Source organism: Paenarthrobacter sp. YAF11_1 (genome assembly GCF_052113445.1).
GTDB lineage: Bacteria > Actinomycetota > Actinomycetes > Actinomycetales > Micrococcaceae > Arthrobacter.
Map to the genome: position 1 here is coordinate 1 of NZ_JBFRDF010000011.1, position 16,626 is coordinate 16,626.

The window sequence follows — 16,626 nt, forward strand, 5'->3', positions numbered from 1 at the left end:
ACAGAGAACGGCACCCTGCTCTGCAGCCACCACCACCACCTCATCCACAAGGAACAGTGGCGGATCGACATGGAAACCGGCGTCCCCTGGTTCATCCCCCCACCCCACATCGACCCCCACCAAACACCCCGACGCAACCACCACCACACACCCCACAAAACACAAGAAAGCCTCAGCAGAACACAACCCCGCCCAACACCGGCAACGAACGAAGACTCTCGGGACTGTCGGGACTGCCTGAATAACGGCGTGCGCGGGCCCCGGCCTGATAGTGGGCGCGTCCCGGAATGCCTCTTTAACGGTGTCCGGAGCCCAGCCTGATGCTGGGCGCGTCTTGGACTGCCTCAATAACGGCGTGCGGGCCAGGCCTGATGCTGGGCGCGCGCGGGATGCCCCGCAGGAACGGCGCGCGCGGGATGCGCCGCGGGAACGGTGTGCGCGGGATGCGCCGCGGGCTCGGGCGGGAGTGAACTTGCGGGTCGGAATTTTGGGATGCCCCCAAGCGCGTCCACCAATGAGGTCCACCAAGCAGGCCCACGTCTTGGAATACCAAGCAGGCAAATCTCTTCAGTAAGTTTCAACTATTGCTTGCGTCACCCCACAAGCCTGAGGCATTCTGGAATACCAAATGCTTAACCGCAGCCAAGTAGCGGCCCAGCAGCTCGTTCCCCAGGAGTCCAACAATGTGCCTTCACGATCACACCTCAGCACCCAAGCCCCAGGGTGAGTTGCCCCGCCGAGGCATCCTCGCCGGAGCTGCAGCACTGGCCGGGATCTCCGTGGCCGGCATCGCAACGCAGTTGGCATCAGCGCCAGCCGCCCTCGCGGACAACGCGAAGTCTGGCCCGAACTACCCCGGACGTCCGTTGACCACCCAGGCGCTCATTATCGAGGGCGGAACAGTGGTTGACCCAAAGACCGGCGACGCTGTGGCAGATGGTGTGGTGGTGCTCGACGGCGGCAAGGTCACCGCCGTCGGTACCCGGGACGAAACGCGCAAGGCTGTTGCCGCCGTCGCGAACCGTGCCCGCAGGCTCAACGCCTCGGGTAAATGGGTCCTGCCAGGACTCGTCGATGCCCACGTCCACGCCAACGCACTGGCCGACGCCCGTGCCCTCCTGCAAGGCGGAGCCACCAGCGTACGCAGCGGTTCGAGCACTTTCTACCAGGACATTGCCCTAGCAGCGCTGCCGTCGTGGGCTCCTGGACTCTCGCCCAGGATGACTCCGGCGGGGCTGTTTATTTCACCGGATCAGGGCGATTCCCTCTTGGCTGATCCGGACTTGGCACCTTTGGCGACGCTCAGCGGTGGCGTGACGGAGCCGCAGGACCTCGCGTACCTGACCCGCATCAACCTCAAGCGCGGCGCCGAGGTCATCAAGACCCGCGCCAACCCGCGGGCGGGCCTTCCGGAGCAGGATCCCCGTGAGTTGGTCTACAACGTGGATCAGCTCGGAGCGATCGTTAAGGCAGCCAAGGGAGCCGGTGTCCTCTGCCATGCCTACAGCGCCGAAGGAATCGACGGCGCAGTCCGCGCCGGGGTCCGCAGCATCGAGCATGGCGTCTTCATGACGGAAAAGACCATCCAGGAGATGGCCCGGCGCGGCACCTTCTTCACACCCACCATGGATGCCATCACCAGCATGGCCCGCTCCTCCAACCCGATCCTGGCCGCACGCGGAACGGAGTACACACCCATCCTTCAGGCCGCGGTGCGCGCAGCCAAGGACGCTGGAGTCACGATTGTGGCCGGCACCGATTCCTTCGGAACGGACGTGACACCGATCGGCACGGAGGCTCGCTTGCTCGCGGAAGCCGGACTGACCCCCTTGGAAGCATTGCAGGCAGCCACCACCAATGCGGCGCGTTTGCTGGGACGCGGCGAAAGCGTCGGTCGCTTGGTTCGCGGCTCCATGGCGGATGTCGTGGTGGTGGATTCGGATCCCCTGACCGATGGCTCGGCTCTGGAAAAGGTCAGCACGGTGATCGCCCAAGGTGCCGTGGTCCGGACGAACCTCTAGCCCGCCGGGGAGGATCCAGCCGCGGGAACTGCTGCGCTGGCAGCTACTGAAACGGTGAACCTTTCCTCCACCAACGCCAGCAGCGGTCGGGAATTCAGGCACAGCAGGTAGACCATCAGGCCGCCGACGAACAACATCAGCCACACGCTGGTGGAGATCATCACGAAGCCCGTAATGAAGAGGATCCCCACGTTTCCCAGTGCCACCCGTTTCCGGACACCAATGCTGTAGATGGACAGCCGGTAGAGGTCCACGGTGCGGAAATCGAAGCGGGAAAGCAGCAGCATCGCGTGCAGGGCAGCCGTGCTCACCAAGAGGCCAAGCCCCACCAGCCCGATCCGGGCAGCAACCGTTTCAGGGTTGCTGCCCGGCAGGCTGGAGAGGTTCGCGACGATGACTGCAAGGAGGGCAGCGTAAGGAAGCCATACCACCAAGGCCTGGCCGAAGTTGCGACGGTAAGACTTCAGAAAGTCGTGGAATACCCCCGTATCCTCACCGGTGAGAAGTCGATTAAAGGCGTAGCAGGCAGCCACCACCGAGGGGCCCACCAACACGATCCCCAACAACGCCATAGGACCCACGAGTCCAGCCAGCAACGGCATGAGCACTACCAGCGCATTGGCCAGCACCAGCAAAGCCCCACCCACCATCACGCCGTACACCACGCCCGCCGCCCTGAACAACGGGCCGGACCCGTACTGTGCTTCCTTTGCAGCCATCCGAAGAGCTACTTCTTGTCCGCGTACGCTTTGTAGGCTTTGTTCGCCAACTCCACGTATTTCGTCTGGCCCTTGCTGTCGAGTTCCTTGACGTAGGCGTCGAACTCGCCCAGAGCGCGCTGCCCGGTGATGAACTTGAGGGTGTTCTGTTTGACGTGGTCCTTCAGCGGGGTGAGTGCAAGGGTCGCCTGCTCCCGGTCAATGTCGTTGAACGGTACGGGCGGGGGCACGGGGCGTGGCTTCTTGGCCTTCATGGCCTCCTGGAACGCCAATTCCTCGTCATTGAACGTGGACTGCAGCAGTTCCGTGGCGCCGCCGTAGGCGAAGTTGCCGCCGGAAAATCCGTACTCCACCCGGAGGTCCTTGGTGCCGGCGGGATTGAGTCCCTGGAAGTTGATGTCGGAGGCGAGTTGACGCTTGCCGCCGGACTTGGTGAACGTGGTTCCTTCCACGCCCCACTTGCTGAACTCCTGACCGGCGTCGCTGTAGAACAACCAGTCGATGTACTGGATGAGTGCCACGAAACTGTCTTTGTCCTTCACGGACGAGTTCAGCATGATGCCGTTCTCCAACCGGGTTCCACCGATGATGTCTCCTGCCGGGCCACCGGGAACCGTGATCTTGCCGATCTCAAAGTTGCCCTTGCCCAGGGACTGCTCCATGGACGTGCGGTAGGTGATGACATTCTGCGAGTTGGCGCTGATGACGAACGACTTGCCGGACACGAATTTCTGGATGGCGGAGTCGTCGGTCTGGGTGAAGCTTTCAGGGTCCATCAGGCCCTCGGACACCAGGGAGTTGAAGTAGGTCACCAGGTCCTTGAACTTGTCCGAGCCGGCGGCAAAGCCGAACTCCTTCTTGTCCTCATCGAACTGCAGGCCGTCCACCAGCCCCCACCCGGCCTGCGTCCCGAAGGCGGCGCTGGCAATGTTCAGGACACTGTCGCCCTTGAACCGGTCGGAGTAGGGCACCACGTCCGGGTAGGCCTTCTTCAGCGAGCGCAGCACCTCACGGAATTCGTCCCAGGTGGTGGGCGCGGTAAGGCCTTCCTTCTTCAGCACATCCTTGCGGAAGCACAGGGAGTAGTCGGGCCAGAGTTCCTCGTGCAGGCCGGGCAGGACGTAGTACTTACCGTCTTCCTGGGTCAGTCCTTCTATCTCAGGCTCCAGCTTCCACTTCTTCACCTTCTCCTGGAAGTGCGGCATCAGGTCCACGTAGTCGCTGACGGGAAGGACGGCACCGGCGGAAACGAACGCTGCTTCCTGCCCTGGGTAGGTCTTGGCGATGATTTCCGGGGCGCTGCCTGAGCTGATGAGCAGGCTGCGCTTCTGCTCGTAGTCGCTGTTGGGCACGATGGTGGGTTCCAAGGTGACGTTGTTGTCGCTGGCCATCTTGGTGAACAGCAGCCAGTCCTTCTTATACGGGTAGGTTGGCTGATCGGAGAACAGGAACGTGAACGTGAGCGGCACCGTCGCCTTGAACGTGTCACCAACGCCGAAGCTGTCCATCGCACCGTTGCGGGACTTGGACGTATCCACCTTTTCGGTGGTTTCGGCGTCGCAACTGGTCAGCATGAGTCCGATGGTGACAACGGAGGCGAGTCCAAGAAAATCGCGCCTACGGAATTCTGGCCTGCGGAGCTCAGGTTTGTGGATCATGGGATGTCCTTTCATAAGGGTTATTCCTTGACGGAACCGAGCATGACGCCCGAGAAGAAGTACTTCTGCACGAAGGGGTAGACGCAAAGGATGGGGATGACGGTCAGGACGATGGTGACCGACTGGATGTTGGCGGCGATCTGGCCGACGTTCTCCGCTGTTCCGCCGGCTGAGCCCGCTGTGGTGACTCCGGCGATCATGTTGCGCAGGTAGATGGTGACCGGGAAGAGGTCCGGATTGTCGAGGTAGAGGAAGGCCTGGAACCAGGAGTTCCAGTTGGCTACGGCGTAGAACAGGATCATGGTGGCCACGATTGCCTTGCTGAGCGGCAACACCACCCGGAACAGCACCCCGTACTGGGTGAGCCCATCAATCGACGCTGCTTCCTCCAGTTCGCGGGGCATGTTCTCGAAGAAGGACTTCATGATGAGCAGGTTGAACACACTGATGGCGTTCGGCAGCACCACGGCCCAGATGGTGTCGCGCATGCCCAGGGAACTGATGAGCACGTAGTTGGGAATCAGCCCGCCGTTGAAAAACATGGTGAACACGGCCAGGCCAATGAAGACGCTGCGTCCTTTGAGGTCCTTCTTGGCGATTGCGTAGGCGAAGGCGGTGGTGAGGACCATGGAAATGGCCGTTGCCACCACGGTGTACAGGACGGTATTGCCGTAGTTGTTCCAGAACGTGGAGTCGGCCAGGATCAGCTTGTACGTCTCGGTGTTGAAGCCCATCGGGAACAGGTTGACCTGGCCGGCGTTGATGAACCCTTCGCTGGAGAACGACTGGGCAATGATGTTCAGGAACGGGTACACCGTCAGGAACACCACCAGCAGCAGGAACACCAGGTTGAAGGCCCGGAAGAACCGCATGGCGCGTGAGACTTTCATATCCTTCACCAGGACGCCTTGGGCGGCGCCGCCCTTGATGGCAGTAGCTGTCTTGTTCACCACAGGCTCGTTCCTGCGAGCCGCTTTGAGATCGCGTTCGCTGAGAGGATCAGCGTGAGGCCGATGACGGATTCGAACATTCCGATGGCGGCCGCGTAGCTGAAGTTGCTGGATTCCAGGCCCACCCGGTACAGGTAGGTGGAGATGACGTCTGAGGTTGCGTAGTTGAGCGGGTTGTAGATGAGCAGGATCTTCTCGAAGCCCACCGCCATGAATGTGCCGATGTTCAGGATCAGCAGGGTGATGATGGTTGGCCTGATGGCGGGGAGCGTCACGTGCCAGGTCTGTTGCCAGCGGTTGGCGCCGTCGATCCTGGCCGCTTCATACAGGGATTCGTCCACGCGGGTCAGCGCGGCAAGGTAGAGGATGGCGCCCCAGCCCATGGTCTGCCAGACCTCGGAGCTGATGTACATGGGTCTGAACCAGCCCGGGTCTTGCGTGAAGTTCACGGTGGTTCCGAACAACGATTCCGCTATTTGGTTCACGGTGCCGGTCATGGAGAAGTTCTGCAGGATCATGCCGGCGATGATCACCACGGACATGAAGTGCGGCAGGTAGGCCACGGTCTGGACGAACTTCTTGAACTTCTGCGACCTCAGCTCGTTGAGCATCAGCGCGAAGATGATGGGCATCGGGAAGCAGAACACCAGGGTCAGGACACCAAGGATGATGGTGTTCTGGAAGGCCTGCCAGAAGCTGGGATCGTTGATGAACAGGGTGATGTATTTGAAGCCCACCCACTTCTCGCCGAAGATGCTGCCTCCGGGCTGGAACTGGCGGAAAGCGATCACATTGCCGGCCATGGGCAGGTATCTGAAAATCAGGAGATACAGCAGCGGCAGTGCCAGCAGCGTGTACAAGCGCCAGTCGCGTTTGAGTGCCAACTTCCAGCTCCCGGGCTTGTTGCGCCGCTTCTTTGCCGATGCCGGTTCAGGGCCCGCCACCGCTTTGGGTGGAACATCCAGTCGTAATGCCATCAGTCCGCCGCCCGTCCTGCAGTTTCCTCGAGAATCAGGACACCGTTGGCAGGGAGCTCAACCAGCCCGGTGACCGCGCGTCCGCTGAGGCGGTCCGTGCCGCCGTCGAGCACGTCAACGCCGGACGGCGCATCGTTGTAGTTGAGCACCATGAGGAAGCTCTTGTTGGTGCCGTCAGCGGCAACGGAAGCACGACGCCGGACCTGGACTCCCGCGGGCGCCTTCAGTTCCGGCTCCACACCAGCCGCGCGGAGTTGGTCTTCCAGGAACTGGTTCAGCAAGTCCTCGTCAACGCGTGCCGACACGTACAGTGCGGTGCCCAGACCAAAGGAATTTCGGGTGACGGCCGGAGCGCCGGCAAGGCGGCCCGAGGAGTAGCTGGCCAGGACCTCCGCGGATTCGGCGTGCACATGCTCAGTCCAGTAACTCGCGGAGGAGGTGCCGCCGTCGGGCGTTGAGAGCTTTACTTGCTCGTCCGCGCCGGCGAGCGGGTGCATTTCCTCGCTCCAGGCACCGAGGACGTTCCTCAACGCGCCCGGGTAGCCGCCCAGCCGGATGGTGTTGTCCTGGTCCACGATGCCCGAAAGGTAGGAGACCACCAGCCGTCCGCCGTCGGCCACGTAGTTCTCAAACCGGGAAGCAGCAGCGTCGGTGAGGAGGTACGACGCCGGCATGATCACCAGGCTGTACCCGGAAAGGTCGCTGTTGGCGTTGACGAAATCAACAGTGATGTTGGCCTCGAAAAAGGGACGGTAGAACCGCAGGACTTCCTGCGCGTAGTTCAGGTCCGACCTCGGCGAGTTGCCTAGCTCCAACGCCCACCAGCAGTCCCAGTCGAAAACGATGGCCACCTTGGCCGTGGACCGTGTGCCCGTCAGGTCACCAAGGGACTTCAGTTCCTGGCCGAGCTGGCACACTTCCCGGAAGATCCGGGTGTTCGGGCCGGCATGGTTCACCATGGCCGAGTGGTAGCGCTCGGTTCCACCCTTGGCTTGCCGCCACTGGAAGAACAGGATGGAATCTGCGCCCTGGGCTATGGCCTGGTAAGAGCCGAGCCGCATCTTGCCCGGAAGCTTGGAGACGTTGACGGACCATTGGCTGACCGCGCCGGTGGCTTGCTCCATCACCATCCAGGGCTGGCCTTGGCGGAGTGATCGCATGAGGTCGAAGTTCAACGCTGCCGCGATGTGGGCGTCTTCCTCACGAGGGTCCGGGTAGATGTCCAGTGCCGCGGCGTCTTCCTCAGCGGCCCAGGCCCAGTAGTCGTTGGTCTTGTAGAAGCGCATGAAGTTGGTGAGGATCGGAAGATCCGGGCTGTGACGGCGAAGGACATCCCGCTCGGCCTTGAAATGTTCCAGCATGCTGTCCGACGTGAAGCGGTGGAAGTCCAGGCGGCGTGACGGGTTGGACCACGTGCGGGGTTGGGCGGGGAGGCGGACCTGGTTCCAGTCGGAGTAGAGCTGGCCCCACACCGTGGTGCTCCACGCCTGGTTGAGGTCATCCAGGGACGAGTACTTTCGCTGAAGCCATTCCCGGAACGCCTTCTCAGCCCAAGGCCCATAGGACACCGGACCGTATTCGTTGCCGACGTGCCACATCCGCAGTGCAGGGTGGCTGGCGTAGCGCTCCCCCATTTTCTCGGCCAGGGCCAGCGACTTGGCCCGGTACACGGGGTGGGAAACATCGAAGTGCTGCCTGGATCCGAAGCCAAAAATGCTGCCGTCGGGGCGCTCCGGCATGATGTCCGGGTGCTGCTCCACCAACCAGGCCGGCGGCACGGCGTCCGGTGTTGCCAGGTCAACGCCGATGCCGTGCGAGTGCATCAGGTCCATGACGTCGTCCAGCCAACCAAAGTCGAACACGCCATCGCTGGTCTCCAGGCGGCTCCAGGAAAAAACCGCCAGCGTCACCAGGTTGACCCCGGCCTGCTGCATGAGTTGTGCGTCCTCGAGCCACACTTCGCGGGGCCATTGCTCGGGGTTGTAATCCCCGCCATAGGCTATGCCGCCTATTCGTTGGTGCAGTTGCTGCAGCCGCGCCTCGGCTGTCCGCAAGTCCTCAGGGTGGATGGTCATCGTTGTCCTTCACTCGGCCTTCGTCGCCCACATCGCAGTGCGACGCACATCACAGAGAGAAACTATCGTAAAGTTTACGCAATAACAACAGGCTGGTATCGGAAACTCATGAGTAACCTTGAGGCCCTGAATTCCAGTCGCTGCCGCCTCAATGGGGGTGTTTCGGAGCAACAAATCGCAGTCGTAGCGGGCCAAATTGCATGGGTTATCAAGGAAGTTTCCGATCAAGTATGGAAACTATCGGAGGTACCGCCGGTCGAAGCACCCGTGCCAGGCGGGCCGCTACGCTGCCGGGCGCTGCCGAGTTCGCGGGAAGCCTGCGGGATCACTGGGAAAGGAACGGCGATCTCACGCGCTTCCCACGATCTCGCCGCCATCCCCCGCCCACCGAGGACCAGGTTCGAAACCATTGACACGTGACCAAATGGTCACCTATCCTGAGGCCATGGACACCGTGTTCAAGGCCTTGGCAGACCCCACCCGCAGGGAATTGCTGGACGAACTGTTCCGCGAGGATGGCCAGTCCGCGTCCGCCTTGGGGGCCCGGTTCGAGATGACCCGTTTCGGCATCGCCAAGCACCTCAAGCTGCTGGAAGATGCCGGATTGGTGGTCACCCGCCGTCGGGGTCGTGAAAAGCTGCACTTCCTGAACCCGGTACCCATCCGCCTCATCCACGATCGCTGGGTGAGTAAATACGCAGAACCATGGGCCGCTGCCCTCAGCGACCTCAAATCCAGATTGGAAAGTCCCATGGAAAAGATCTTCGAGATTTACATCAAGACCACTCCGGAACGGCTCTGGGAAGCCATCACGGACAGCGACATCCGCAGCAAGTACCAGTTCGGAAACACTTTTACCTCGGACTGGACACCCGGTAGCCGCTTCGAGATGCACAACGCGAATGCCGGCGCACCGCTCGGCGAGGGCGAGAACATCGAAGTCGATCCCCCGCGACGCCTCGTCCAAACCATGCGTGCGCTGTGGGGCGACGACGTGAAGGCCGAGGGAACGTCACGCATCACGTGGGAAATCGAACCCGTGGGCGACTCATGCCACCTCACCGTCACGCACGATCAACTCCGCGAAGGCGCCAACGACCAACTCTACGGCGGCTGGCCCATGATCCTGTCCGGCCTCAAAACCTGGCTGGAAACCGGCGAAAAGCTCACCACGCCCGGCTCGCTCATGTACACGTAGGCACAGCTTTTGCGTACAGGCAGCACAGCTTAAACGCGGACGACGACGGCGGGCCGCTGCCGCCGTCGTCGTCGATGCCCCAGTCTCCCGCCCGTTAGGCGACGGGCACGGTCTCCTGCTCTTCAGTAAGCCAGGCCGCCTGCAAAGTACCCAGCAGGTGCGGTGCGAAGTCCTCGCCAATTTCCATCACTACCCGGCAGCGGGCACCGCGCTGCTCCGGGAAGCCGGCGTACTGTCCACGGAGATCGCACACAGTCTGGCCGCGACCGGGTCCGTCCGTGGTGTCCACCTGGACGCGAACGGTGGGAGCCAGGGTCAACTCCACTCCCCTGACGGCGATGGCCGCGGCGAGGGGATCGTGCATCGCCGAGCATGCCCGGCCGAAAATGTCGATGTAGAAGCCGAAGTAGTAGCCCAGCATTTCTCCGAGTGCCTGCGACACCGGGTGGTCGGTGGCCAGCAGTTCCTGCCGGTGATTCTCTTCGAGGACGTTGGTCATGGTGACGTCCAGGGGTACCAGGGTGACGTTCCAGTCGGCAGCCAGGACCTCAGCAGCGGCCTCGGGATCGTTGGCGATGTTGGCTTCGGCCACCGGCGTGATGTTCCCCGGGGCCAGCGCCGCGCCGCCCATGATGGTGACCTCGGCAATGAGCTCGGGCAGCTTGGGTTCCAGGCGCAGCGCCTCGGCAATGTTGGTCAGCGGGCCAATGGCCACCAGCCGCAACTCTCCCGCGTACTGGTGGGCCAGCTGGATCAACAGTTCGGCAGCGGTGGCTTTCACCGGTTCGCGGTCAGACTGAGCCAGGTCCACTCCGCCGATGCCGTTGTCGCCGTGCACGTGCGGGGCCCCGCCGTGGAAGGTGCCCACCTGCGGATCGTGCGCCCCGACAGCCACCGGAATGCCCGGGTGGCCGGCCAGGTTCAGCAGGTCCAGGGTGTTCCGGGCGCCGCCGGCCGCGCTGACATTGCCGCTGACGGTGCCGATTCCTACCAGCTCCGCCCGCGGAGAGGCCAGGAGGTAGGCGAGGGCGAGGGCGTCGTCGATGCCGGTATCGCAGTCAAGGAAAAAGGGTGCGGGCTGGGTCATGGTGGTCTCTCGTTTCAGGATGGAGCGGACTGCTTGTTGGGCGGGTGGGGTGAAGCTCTGGTGCGTGGCGCGCTAAGCCGCGTGCCGACGTCGTGCGTTAGATCTTTTCGCCCTTGGGAGCCGCGATGAACAGGCTGACGATGAAGGCCAGAGCAGTGATGGACACTGAGATCCACAGAGCTGTGGAGTACCCGGCAGCGGTGCCGAGGCCCGCGAACGGGGCAACAATCACGACGCCGAGGCTCGCCCCGATGCCGAACGAGGCACCGTTGATGCCTGGCAAAGCGGCCGGTGCTTCCTTGGGCGACAGCAGGACGGACAGGCCGTTGATGGCCGTGAGGAAGAAGCCGTTGTAGAAGATGCCCAGGGCGGCGATCGCAATCAGGACGGCCACTTGGTGATGCGAGAACAGTGCTGCGGCGATCGCGCAGGCGAGGCTGGTTGCCGTGCCGACCCGGACGGTCTTGATCCAACCGCGGCGGTCGGCGATCCAGCCGGCCAGCGGTGCGGCGAAGACGCCGATCAGTGCAGCCGGGGTGAGGAAGAGCAGGGCGGCGACCGACGCGGACAGGCCGAAGCCGTTTTCCTTGTCCTGGCTCAGCAACACCACGGTGAAGTTGATGATGGCAAAGATTCCGGCGAGCGTCAGCACGGTGGTGGCGATGACGGGCCAGACCTGGCGTGAACGGAGGTGGTGAACTGCCACCAGCGGAGTTTCGCGCTTCTTCTCGATGAGCCAGAACGCGGCAAAGGAAACGATGCTGCCAGCGAGCAGGCCGAGGGCGGCAGGCGAGGTCCAGCCGGCCGAAGAACCCGTGGAGACAAAATAGGTGATGAAGACCAGGAACACGGACAGGGAACCTGCGCCCCACCAGTCCATCCGGCCCGGAGCCGCAGCGGACTTGCCGCCGGGGACCACTTTGATGACGCAGACGACGGCGATCGCGGCCAGTACCAGGACAGCGACGAAGATCGACTGGAAGCCAAGGGTCTCGGCCATGAGTCCGCCGAAGTAGCCATCCACGCCGCCAACGCCGCCGTTGATGGCCGCGATGATGCCGATGGAGGTGCCGAAGAGCCGGGCCGGCAGGTACTCATTGAGCACGATGTAGGACAGCGCAAAGATGGCACTGGAGACACCCTGCAGGAAGCGGCCCGTGACCAGCAGAGGCAGGGTGGGCGCGAAAATACACAGCACCGTTCCCGCGCCCATGATCGCCAGGACCAGGAGGAGGGCATTGCGGCGGCCGATGAAGTCGCTCCATCGGCCGATGACCGGACCGGAAATGGCGCCGGCAAGGAAGAACATCGATTGAACCTGCGCCACGGCTTCAGGTGTTTCGCCGAAGAAGGAGCCGATATGCGGGAGTGCCGGAGTGATCATGCTGGCGTTGAGCTGGAAGGCCAGCACTGCCAGGACCAGCGTGGTGATCAGCAGGGCGGCGGCTTTGCCGTGGAAGCGGCCTTCGTCCGTGGCTGCTGCCGGTGTCTGCGTCGATGCTGGGTCCTGCGGGTCGACGGGCTGCGGGTCGACCGTCTGCGGGCCTGTGGCGGTGGGGATGTTCACATCAAACTCCTTTGTCCGAGGGCGCTGGGCGGCGCCACGAGATGTGAGTTGTTATACAAGCATGTATTACGAGCTTGTGCAACCTGTCACACTCATCCGGTACAGTGTCGGTAACCCATCTCAAGTGAGGCACCCTTGACCGACAACGCCGTCCAGTTCCTGTCACGACCCATCGCCACCCAGCCAGGTCAGCCTTTGCGCGTCGCGGCCTACTCCCGCATCGCCGAGGCCATCCGCACCAAGATCCTGCCGCCAGGCTCGCTGCTTCCCACGGAGACCGAGCTGGGCACCATGATGGACGTCAGCCGCACCGTGATCCGGGAAGCGCTGATGTTGCTCGAAGAAGACGGACTCACCCGGGCACGCCGCGGTGTGGGCCGCTTCGTTGCCGACTCGCTCCCCCGCATCGGCATCGAACACATTCGTCCGTTCGACCAACTCCTTGGCGGGCCGGACCAGGACATCCAGGTCAAGCGGGTCGCCGCCATCAAGCAGCCTGCGTCGGAATTCGTGGCTCCTGGCATCGGCGTGCAGCCCGATGAGGACGTGTGGTTCTGGGAAAGCGTGCTCATCAGGAACGGCGAACCAGTTGCCCACTTGCAGGAAAACGTGGCCCAAGGAATCCCTGAAGCCCAGGCCCTGGCCGAAGCGGCAGAGGCTCCCACTCTTTCCGCGTCCACGCTTCTGGAGGTCCTCGGCGGTCTTCCCGGAGTTTCCCTCGGTCCCGGCGAATGCGAAATCAGCCTCAGCACCGCAGGTCCCAGCCGCGCCAAGTTGCTGGGCCTCCGCCCGTCCGATCCCGTACTTGTGCTCACCCAATACGTGCGCCGGAGCGGCAATGCCTTCTACCTCGCCAAATGCCTGGTGGCTGCCAAGGCCGGCCACCTCTCCGTCATCCAGTCCTCCTGACTTTCCCCTGATTTCCTGAACCGACCTTCACCCGTAAAGGACCTTACATGAGCACGTCCCCCCAGTTTGCTGCGCCCTCATCCCTGACCGTGGTGGGCAGCATCAACCTCGACATCACCGCCACCGCCGGCCGGCTTCCCTCCCCGGGCGAAACCGTGGGCGGCGGCATCCTCCGCCAGCAGCCCGGCGGCAAGGGCGCCAACCAAGCGGTTGCGGCGGCCCGGCTCGCGGGTACGTCCCGCATGGTGGGGGCAGTAGGCCAGGATGACGCTGGCCTCGGCCTCATCAGCGCGATGTCAGGTGCCGGCGTCGACGTCCAGGACATTGCCCGCGTGGACGCCGCTACCGGTACCGCATTGGTGCTGGTGGACAGCGAGGGCGAGAACAAGATTGTGGTGTGCCCCGGCGCCAACGGTTCCGTGTCCTTGGAAGGCGTGAGCTTCGGTGCCGACGAGGCTGTCCTCTGCCAGCTCGAAGTGGACCAGGACGTGGTGTTGGAGGCTGCCCGGCGCGCAACGGGTTTCTTCGTCCTGAACGCCGCCCCGGCGGCGCCGATCATTCCCGAACTTTTGGAACGCTGCAACCTGGTGATCGTGAACGAGACGGAGTATGAGCTGATTCCCGCTCTTCGCGACGCTCCCCTGGTTGCCGTCACCTACGGTGGCGATGGCTCGGCAATCTTCGTCGACGGCGAACGGGTGGCCGAGGCCCCTGCCGTGCGCGTCACTGATATTGCCAACACCATCGGCGCAGGGGATGCGTTCTGCGCTGCCCTGGTCCTGGCACTTCAGTCCGCGCTGGAGTATTCGCACGCCCTGGCAGTGGCAAATGCCGTTGGCGCGGACGCTGTCCGGGATGCTTCATCGCAGCCCGCGCTGAAGCCTCTGGAGCACTACATTGAGGCGACGCGGACTGCTGTTCAGCCTGCCTGAGTCAGCGTGGGACCGGTTCGGCCCCTAGTCGATAATCCGGAAGTCGTTGAACTCGCTTGTGGCCTCGGACACGTGGAAATCAACGTCCGCCACGCGGCCCGGGGCACGTGACGAGTGGAGCCACTTCATGAGGTGCTCAACATCGGCGCCAGTTCCCTCGGCAACCAACTCCACCGAGCCGTCGGGGCTGTTGCGCACCGTTCCCTTCAGCGTGAGTTCGTCGGCTTTCCGGGCAGTCCAGTAGCGGAATCCCACGCCTTGGACCACGCCGGTGATGCGGGCTGTGACGCGCTGGGCTTCGTCAGTCATGGAACCACCTTAACGAAACCTGCCCCTGTCCGTCCCACTCATCGTTCAACGAAGAGGAGAGCAAACAAGGGCAGGTTTTCGAACCGGAAAACTAGCCGACCACGATGTCCCGCGTCTCGTGGCTGTACGTGATGGTGACCGGGCCGCCGTCGTGGTTCAACTCGTGGTTGGCGCCATCGCGCGCCCCGAACGCACCGTAGTTCTCATCCCACGAACGGTTGAGCGCGATCTTGTACGTGTAGAAACCGGCGGGCAGTTCAGCCGTGATGGTCCACACCTGAACCAGCGGGTTGAACTCCATCTGGGCTTCGTCGTACTGCGGCGCCCAGTCCTCGGGAGCTCCCAGGATCTTGTTGAAGTCTCCGGCAATGGCGACGGCGTCCGGCTGCGGCACGGTCTCGACGGCGGGGCTCGACGCTGCCTTGGCCGGCGCCTTGCGGGTGGCCTTTTTCGCGGCCGGTGCCTTGGTGGCTGTGGCGGCCTTGGCCTTGGGTGCCGACACCTTTGCGGCGGCAACCTTTGGCTCCGCTACGTCGGTAGCCGCGACCTTCGGAGCAGCCGCTTTCCTCGGAGCCGCAGCCCGCTTGGTGGCTGCTGCCTTCTTGGCCGCAGTCTTCGCGGGCAGCGCGGTCGCAGGCGGGGCCGTCGGGACGGGAACGTCGGCTGGAACCGGGGTTCCGGCGTCGAGCGCTGCTCCGAAAGCGGCCGCATCCGGGAAAGCCACGGTCGCACGCAAGCCGTCCTCCGGAATGGTCCAGCCGGAACGGCCCTTGACCAGCCATCCGGCCTTCACCAGCTTGGCCGATGCCGAGGTGAGTGTCTTGTGGCCGCGGGGGATGCCGCCACTAAGAAGTTCAGCCTCGTGATCATTGAAAGGTACGCGGACGATCGCTTCGGCCAGGACCTCGCCGGCGTTGAGGGTTGTCTCGGACCACACGCTTTCAGCGAGGATGTCCAGTACGGCCTTCAGACGAAGGTTGGTGTTCTCGGCGGTGTTCGCGCCCATGCTTCTCCTTCAACGGGTGAATACTCTCTTGCAGTTTGCCAATGAATTGTTAATTCCCGCGACTGCAGAAGGTAAACAGCGTGTGTCGTGACCGAGTGTGACATCCCGGACGCCGCAAGTGATCTACGGGTATCGGCTGACTGGGTCCATGGGCCGTTCAGGCGTGGGGAACCGAAGCCTTCACCCACTCGGTGACCTCGTCCAGCAGAACCGACTTCCGGGCGTCACTGGCGAACGAAGCACGGATGGAGTTGGCCGCCAACGTGGCCTGTTCCGGCACGGAGAATTCCAGGACCTTGGCCAGTTGTTCAAAGTTGTCGTCCACATAGCCACCGAAATAGGCGGGGTCGTCGGAGTTCACGCAAACGTTCAGGCCGATGGCGAGCATTTCGGGCAAGGGGTGGTCCTCCAGCTTGTCCACTGCGCGCAACCTCACGTTGGAGAGCGGGCACACAGTCAGTGGGACCTGCTCCGCCACCAGGCGCTGGACCACGTCCGTGTCTTCCATGCACCGGATGCCATGATCAATCCGCTCCACGTGGAGCACATCCAAGGCCTCGGTGATGTAGCTGGCCGGGCCTTCCTCGCCCGCGTGGGCGATCCTGCGCAGCCCGGCCTCGCCGGCGCGCTGGTACAGGCGTTCAAATTTCGACGGCGGATTGCCCACCTCTGCGGAGTCCAGCCCGATGCCCGCTATCGGTGCATGCATGGCAAGGAGCTGGTCCAGAACCTCCAGGGCAGAGTCCTCGGACATGTCCCGCAGGAACGCGGCAATGAGGAGGGTGGAGACGCCAAAGTCTTCTTCGGAGGTGGACAAGGCGTTGGCCACGCCGTTGACGCAGGTTTCCAGTGCCACACCCCGGGAGATGTGGGCTTGGGGGTCCATCATGATTTCCGCGTGGCGCACTCCCCCGGCGGCTGCCCGCTTCAGGTAGGCACGCGTCATGTCGGTGAAGTCCTGCTCGGTCTGCAGAACAGCCATGTTGGCGTAGTAGAGGTCCAGGAAGGACTGCAGATCCGTGAACTCGTACTTTTCGCGCAGTTCCTCGATGTCTTCGTACGGCAACTCGATGCCGTTTCGTTCGGCCAGGGCAAAGATCAACTCTGGCTGGAGAGTCCCTTCGATGTGCAGGTGCAGTTCGGCAACCGGGGGCGCCGTGGTGACAGTTTTCTCGTCAAAAGTTTCCACCCTGCAACTCTAGGCCCCAACAAAGGCAC

General features: G+C 63.0%; 14 protein-coding genes and 1 pseudogene. 5 read left to right on the plus strand and 10 right to left on the minus strand.

Annotated features, from left to right (window positions below):
- Together AB4Y77_RS16500 and AB4Y77_RS16505 are read left to right on the plus strand one after the other, a co-directional pair.
- Nucleotides 1-162, plus strand: a pseudogene (locus tag AB4Y77_RS16500) (DUF222 domain-containing protein); the annotation flags it as partial.
- A gap of 521 nt (nt 163-683) precedes the next feature.
- Nucleotides 684-2,021: an amidohydrolase family protein gene (locus AB4Y77_RS16505; protein ID WP_311211886.1), complete on the plus strand. Its 1,338-nt coding sequence runs from the start codon at nt 684-686 to the stop codon at nt 2,019-2,021.
- Here AB4Y77_RS16505 and AB4Y77_RS16510 read toward each other — a convergent pair.
- The 5 genes from AB4Y77_RS16510 to AB4Y77_RS16530 are packed head-to-tail and all read right to left on the minus strand — an operon-like array spanning nt 2,018 to nt 8,400.
- On the minus strand, nt 2,018-2,740 hold the full coding sequence (locus AB4Y77_RS16510; RefSeq protein WP_442014662.1) for a YesL family protein: 723 nt from the start codon (nt 2,738-2,740) through the stop codon (nt 2,018-2,020). The genes AB4Y77_RS16505 and AB4Y77_RS16510 overlap by 4 nt on opposite strands.
- A gap of 8 nt (nt 2,741-2,748) precedes the next feature.
- Nucleotides 2,749-4,413, minus strand: coding sequence for an ABC transporter substrate-binding protein (locus AB4Y77_RS16515; RefSeq protein ID WP_442014663.1), 1,665 nt, complete (start codon nt 4,411-4,413; stop codon nt 2,749-2,751).
- A gap of 5 nt (nt 4,414-4,418) precedes the next feature.
- Nucleotides 4,419-5,288, minus strand: a complete 870-nt coding sequence (locus AB4Y77_RS16520) for a carbohydrate ABC transporter permease (RefSeq protein ID WP_442014753.1) — start codon at nt 5,286-5,288, stop codon at nt 4,419-4,421.
- 56 nt (nt 5,289-5,344) lie between these two features.
- Nucleotides 5,345-6,325, minus strand: coding sequence for an ABC transporter permease (locus tag AB4Y77_RS16525; RefSeq protein WP_311211883.1), 981 nt, complete (start codon nt 6,323-6,325; stop codon nt 5,345-5,347).
- Nucleotides 6,325-8,400 (minus strand): beta-galactosidase, encoded by a 2,076-nt coding sequence (locus AB4Y77_RS16530; protein WP_442014664.1) that lies wholly within the window; start codon nt 8,398-8,400, stop codon nt 6,325-6,327. The genes AB4Y77_RS16525 and AB4Y77_RS16530 overlap by 1 nt, the downstream gene beginning before the upstream one ends.
- Nucleotides 8,401-8,845: 445 nt before the next feature.
- On the opposite strand from AB4Y77_RS16530, the gene AB4Y77_RS16535 reads away from it, so the two are divergent.
- A complete protein-coding gene (locus AB4Y77_RS16535; protein ID WP_442014665.1) occupies nt 8,846-9,598 on the plus strand; it encodes an ArsR/SmtB family transcription factor in 753 nt (250 codons plus the stop codon).
- 94 nt (nt 9,599-9,692) lie between these two features.
- Here AB4Y77_RS16535 and AB4Y77_RS16540 read toward each other — a convergent pair whose 3' ends face one another.
- Both AB4Y77_RS16540 and AB4Y77_RS16545 read right to left on the minus strand, forming a co-directional pair.
- Nucleotides 9,693-10,685, minus strand: coding sequence for a nucleoside hydrolase (locus AB4Y77_RS16540; RefSeq protein WP_442014666.1), 993 nt, complete (start codon nt 10,683-10,685; stop codon nt 9,693-9,695).
- 97 nt (nt 10,686-10,782) lie between these two features.
- The gene (locus AB4Y77_RS16545; protein ID WP_442014667.1) at nt 10,783-12,252 is read right to left on the minus strand and encodes an MFS transporter; all 1,470 of its coding nucleotides are present in this window, start codon (nt 12,250-12,252) and stop codon (nt 10,783-10,785) included.
- A 135-nt stretch (nt 12,253-12,387) separates the two neighbouring features.
- Between AB4Y77_RS16545 and AB4Y77_RS16550 the strand changes: the two genes are divergently transcribed.
- Together AB4Y77_RS16550 and AB4Y77_RS16555 are read left to right on the plus strand one after the other, a co-directional pair.
- Nucleotides 12,388-13,161: a GntR family transcriptional regulator gene (locus AB4Y77_RS16550; protein ID WP_311211878.1), complete on the plus strand. Its 774-nt coding sequence runs from the start codon at nt 12,388-12,390 to the stop codon at nt 13,159-13,161.
- A 47-nt stretch (nt 13,162-13,208) separates the two neighbouring features.
- Nucleotides 13,209-14,093, plus strand: coding sequence for a ribokinase (locus tag AB4Y77_RS16555; RefSeq protein ID WP_442014668.1), 885 nt, complete (start codon nt 13,209-13,211; stop codon nt 14,091-14,093).
- A 24-nt stretch (nt 14,094-14,117) separates the two neighbouring features.
- Here the strand turns inward: AB4Y77_RS16555 and AB4Y77_RS16560 are convergent, their stop codons facing one another.
- From AB4Y77_RS16560 to AB4Y77_RS16570, 3 genes are all read right to left on the minus strand, one after another.
- Nucleotides 14,118-14,402, minus strand: a complete 285-nt coding sequence (locus tag AB4Y77_RS16560; protein ID WP_442014669.1) for an acylphosphatase — start codon at nt 14,400-14,402, stop codon at nt 14,118-14,120.
- A gap of 91 nt (nt 14,403-14,493) precedes the next feature.
- Nucleotides 14,494-15,408, minus strand: coding sequence for a pullulanase X25 domain-containing protein (locus AB4Y77_RS16565; RefSeq protein WP_442014670.1), 915 nt, complete (start codon nt 15,406-15,408; stop codon nt 14,494-14,496).
- A 157-nt stretch (nt 15,409-15,565) separates the two neighbouring features.
- A complete protein-coding gene (locus AB4Y77_RS16570) occupies nt 15,566-16,597 on the minus strand; it encodes an adenosine deaminase (RefSeq protein WP_442014671.1) in 1,032 nt (343 codons plus the stop codon).
- Between the last annotated feature and the right edge of the window lie 29 nt (nt 16,598-16,626).

Coding starts and splice junctions, on each gene's coding strand:
- AB4Y77_RS16530 (WP_442014664.1), bottom strand. CDS start 8,400: ATGACCATCCACCCTGAGGACTTGCGGACAGCCGAGGCGCGGCTGCAG.
- AB4Y77_RS16560 (WP_442014669.1), bottom strand. CDS start 14,402: ATGACTGACGAAGCCCAGCGCGTCACAGCCCGCATCACCGGCGTGGTC.
- AB4Y77_RS16535 (WP_442014665.1), top strand. CDS start 8,846: ATGGACACCGTGTTCAAGGCCTTGGCAGACCCCACCCGCAGGGAATTG.
- AB4Y77_RS16525 (WP_311211883.1), bottom strand. CDS start 6,325: ATGGCATTACGACTGGATGTTCCACCCAAAGCGGTGGCGGGCCCTGAA.
- AB4Y77_RS16515 (WP_442014663.1), bottom strand. CDS start 4,413: ATGAAAGGACATCCCATGATCCACAAACCTGAGCTCCGCAGGCCAGAA.
- AB4Y77_RS16540 (WP_442014666.1), bottom strand. CDS start 10,685: ATGACCCAGCCCGCACCCTTTTTCCTTGACTGCGATACCGGCATCGAC.
- AB4Y77_RS16505 (WP_311211886.1), top strand. CDS start 684: ATGTGCCTTCACGATCACACCTCAGCACCCAAGCCCCAGGGTGAGTTG.
- AB4Y77_RS16555 (WP_442014668.1), top strand. CDS start 13,209: ATGAGCACGTCCCCCCAGTTTGCTGCGCCCTCATCCCTGACCGTGGTG.
- AB4Y77_RS16520 (WP_442014753.1), bottom strand. CDS start 5,288: ATGAAAGTCTCACGCGCCATGCGGTTCTTCCGGGCCTTCAACCTGGTG.
- AB4Y77_RS16565 (WP_442014670.1), bottom strand. CDS start 15,408: ATGGGCGCGAACACCGCCGAGAACACCAACCTTCGTCTGAAGGCCGTA.
- AB4Y77_RS16510 (WP_442014662.1), bottom strand. CDS start 2,740: ATGGCTGCAAAGGAAGCACAGTACGGGTCCGGCCCGTTGTTCAGGGCG.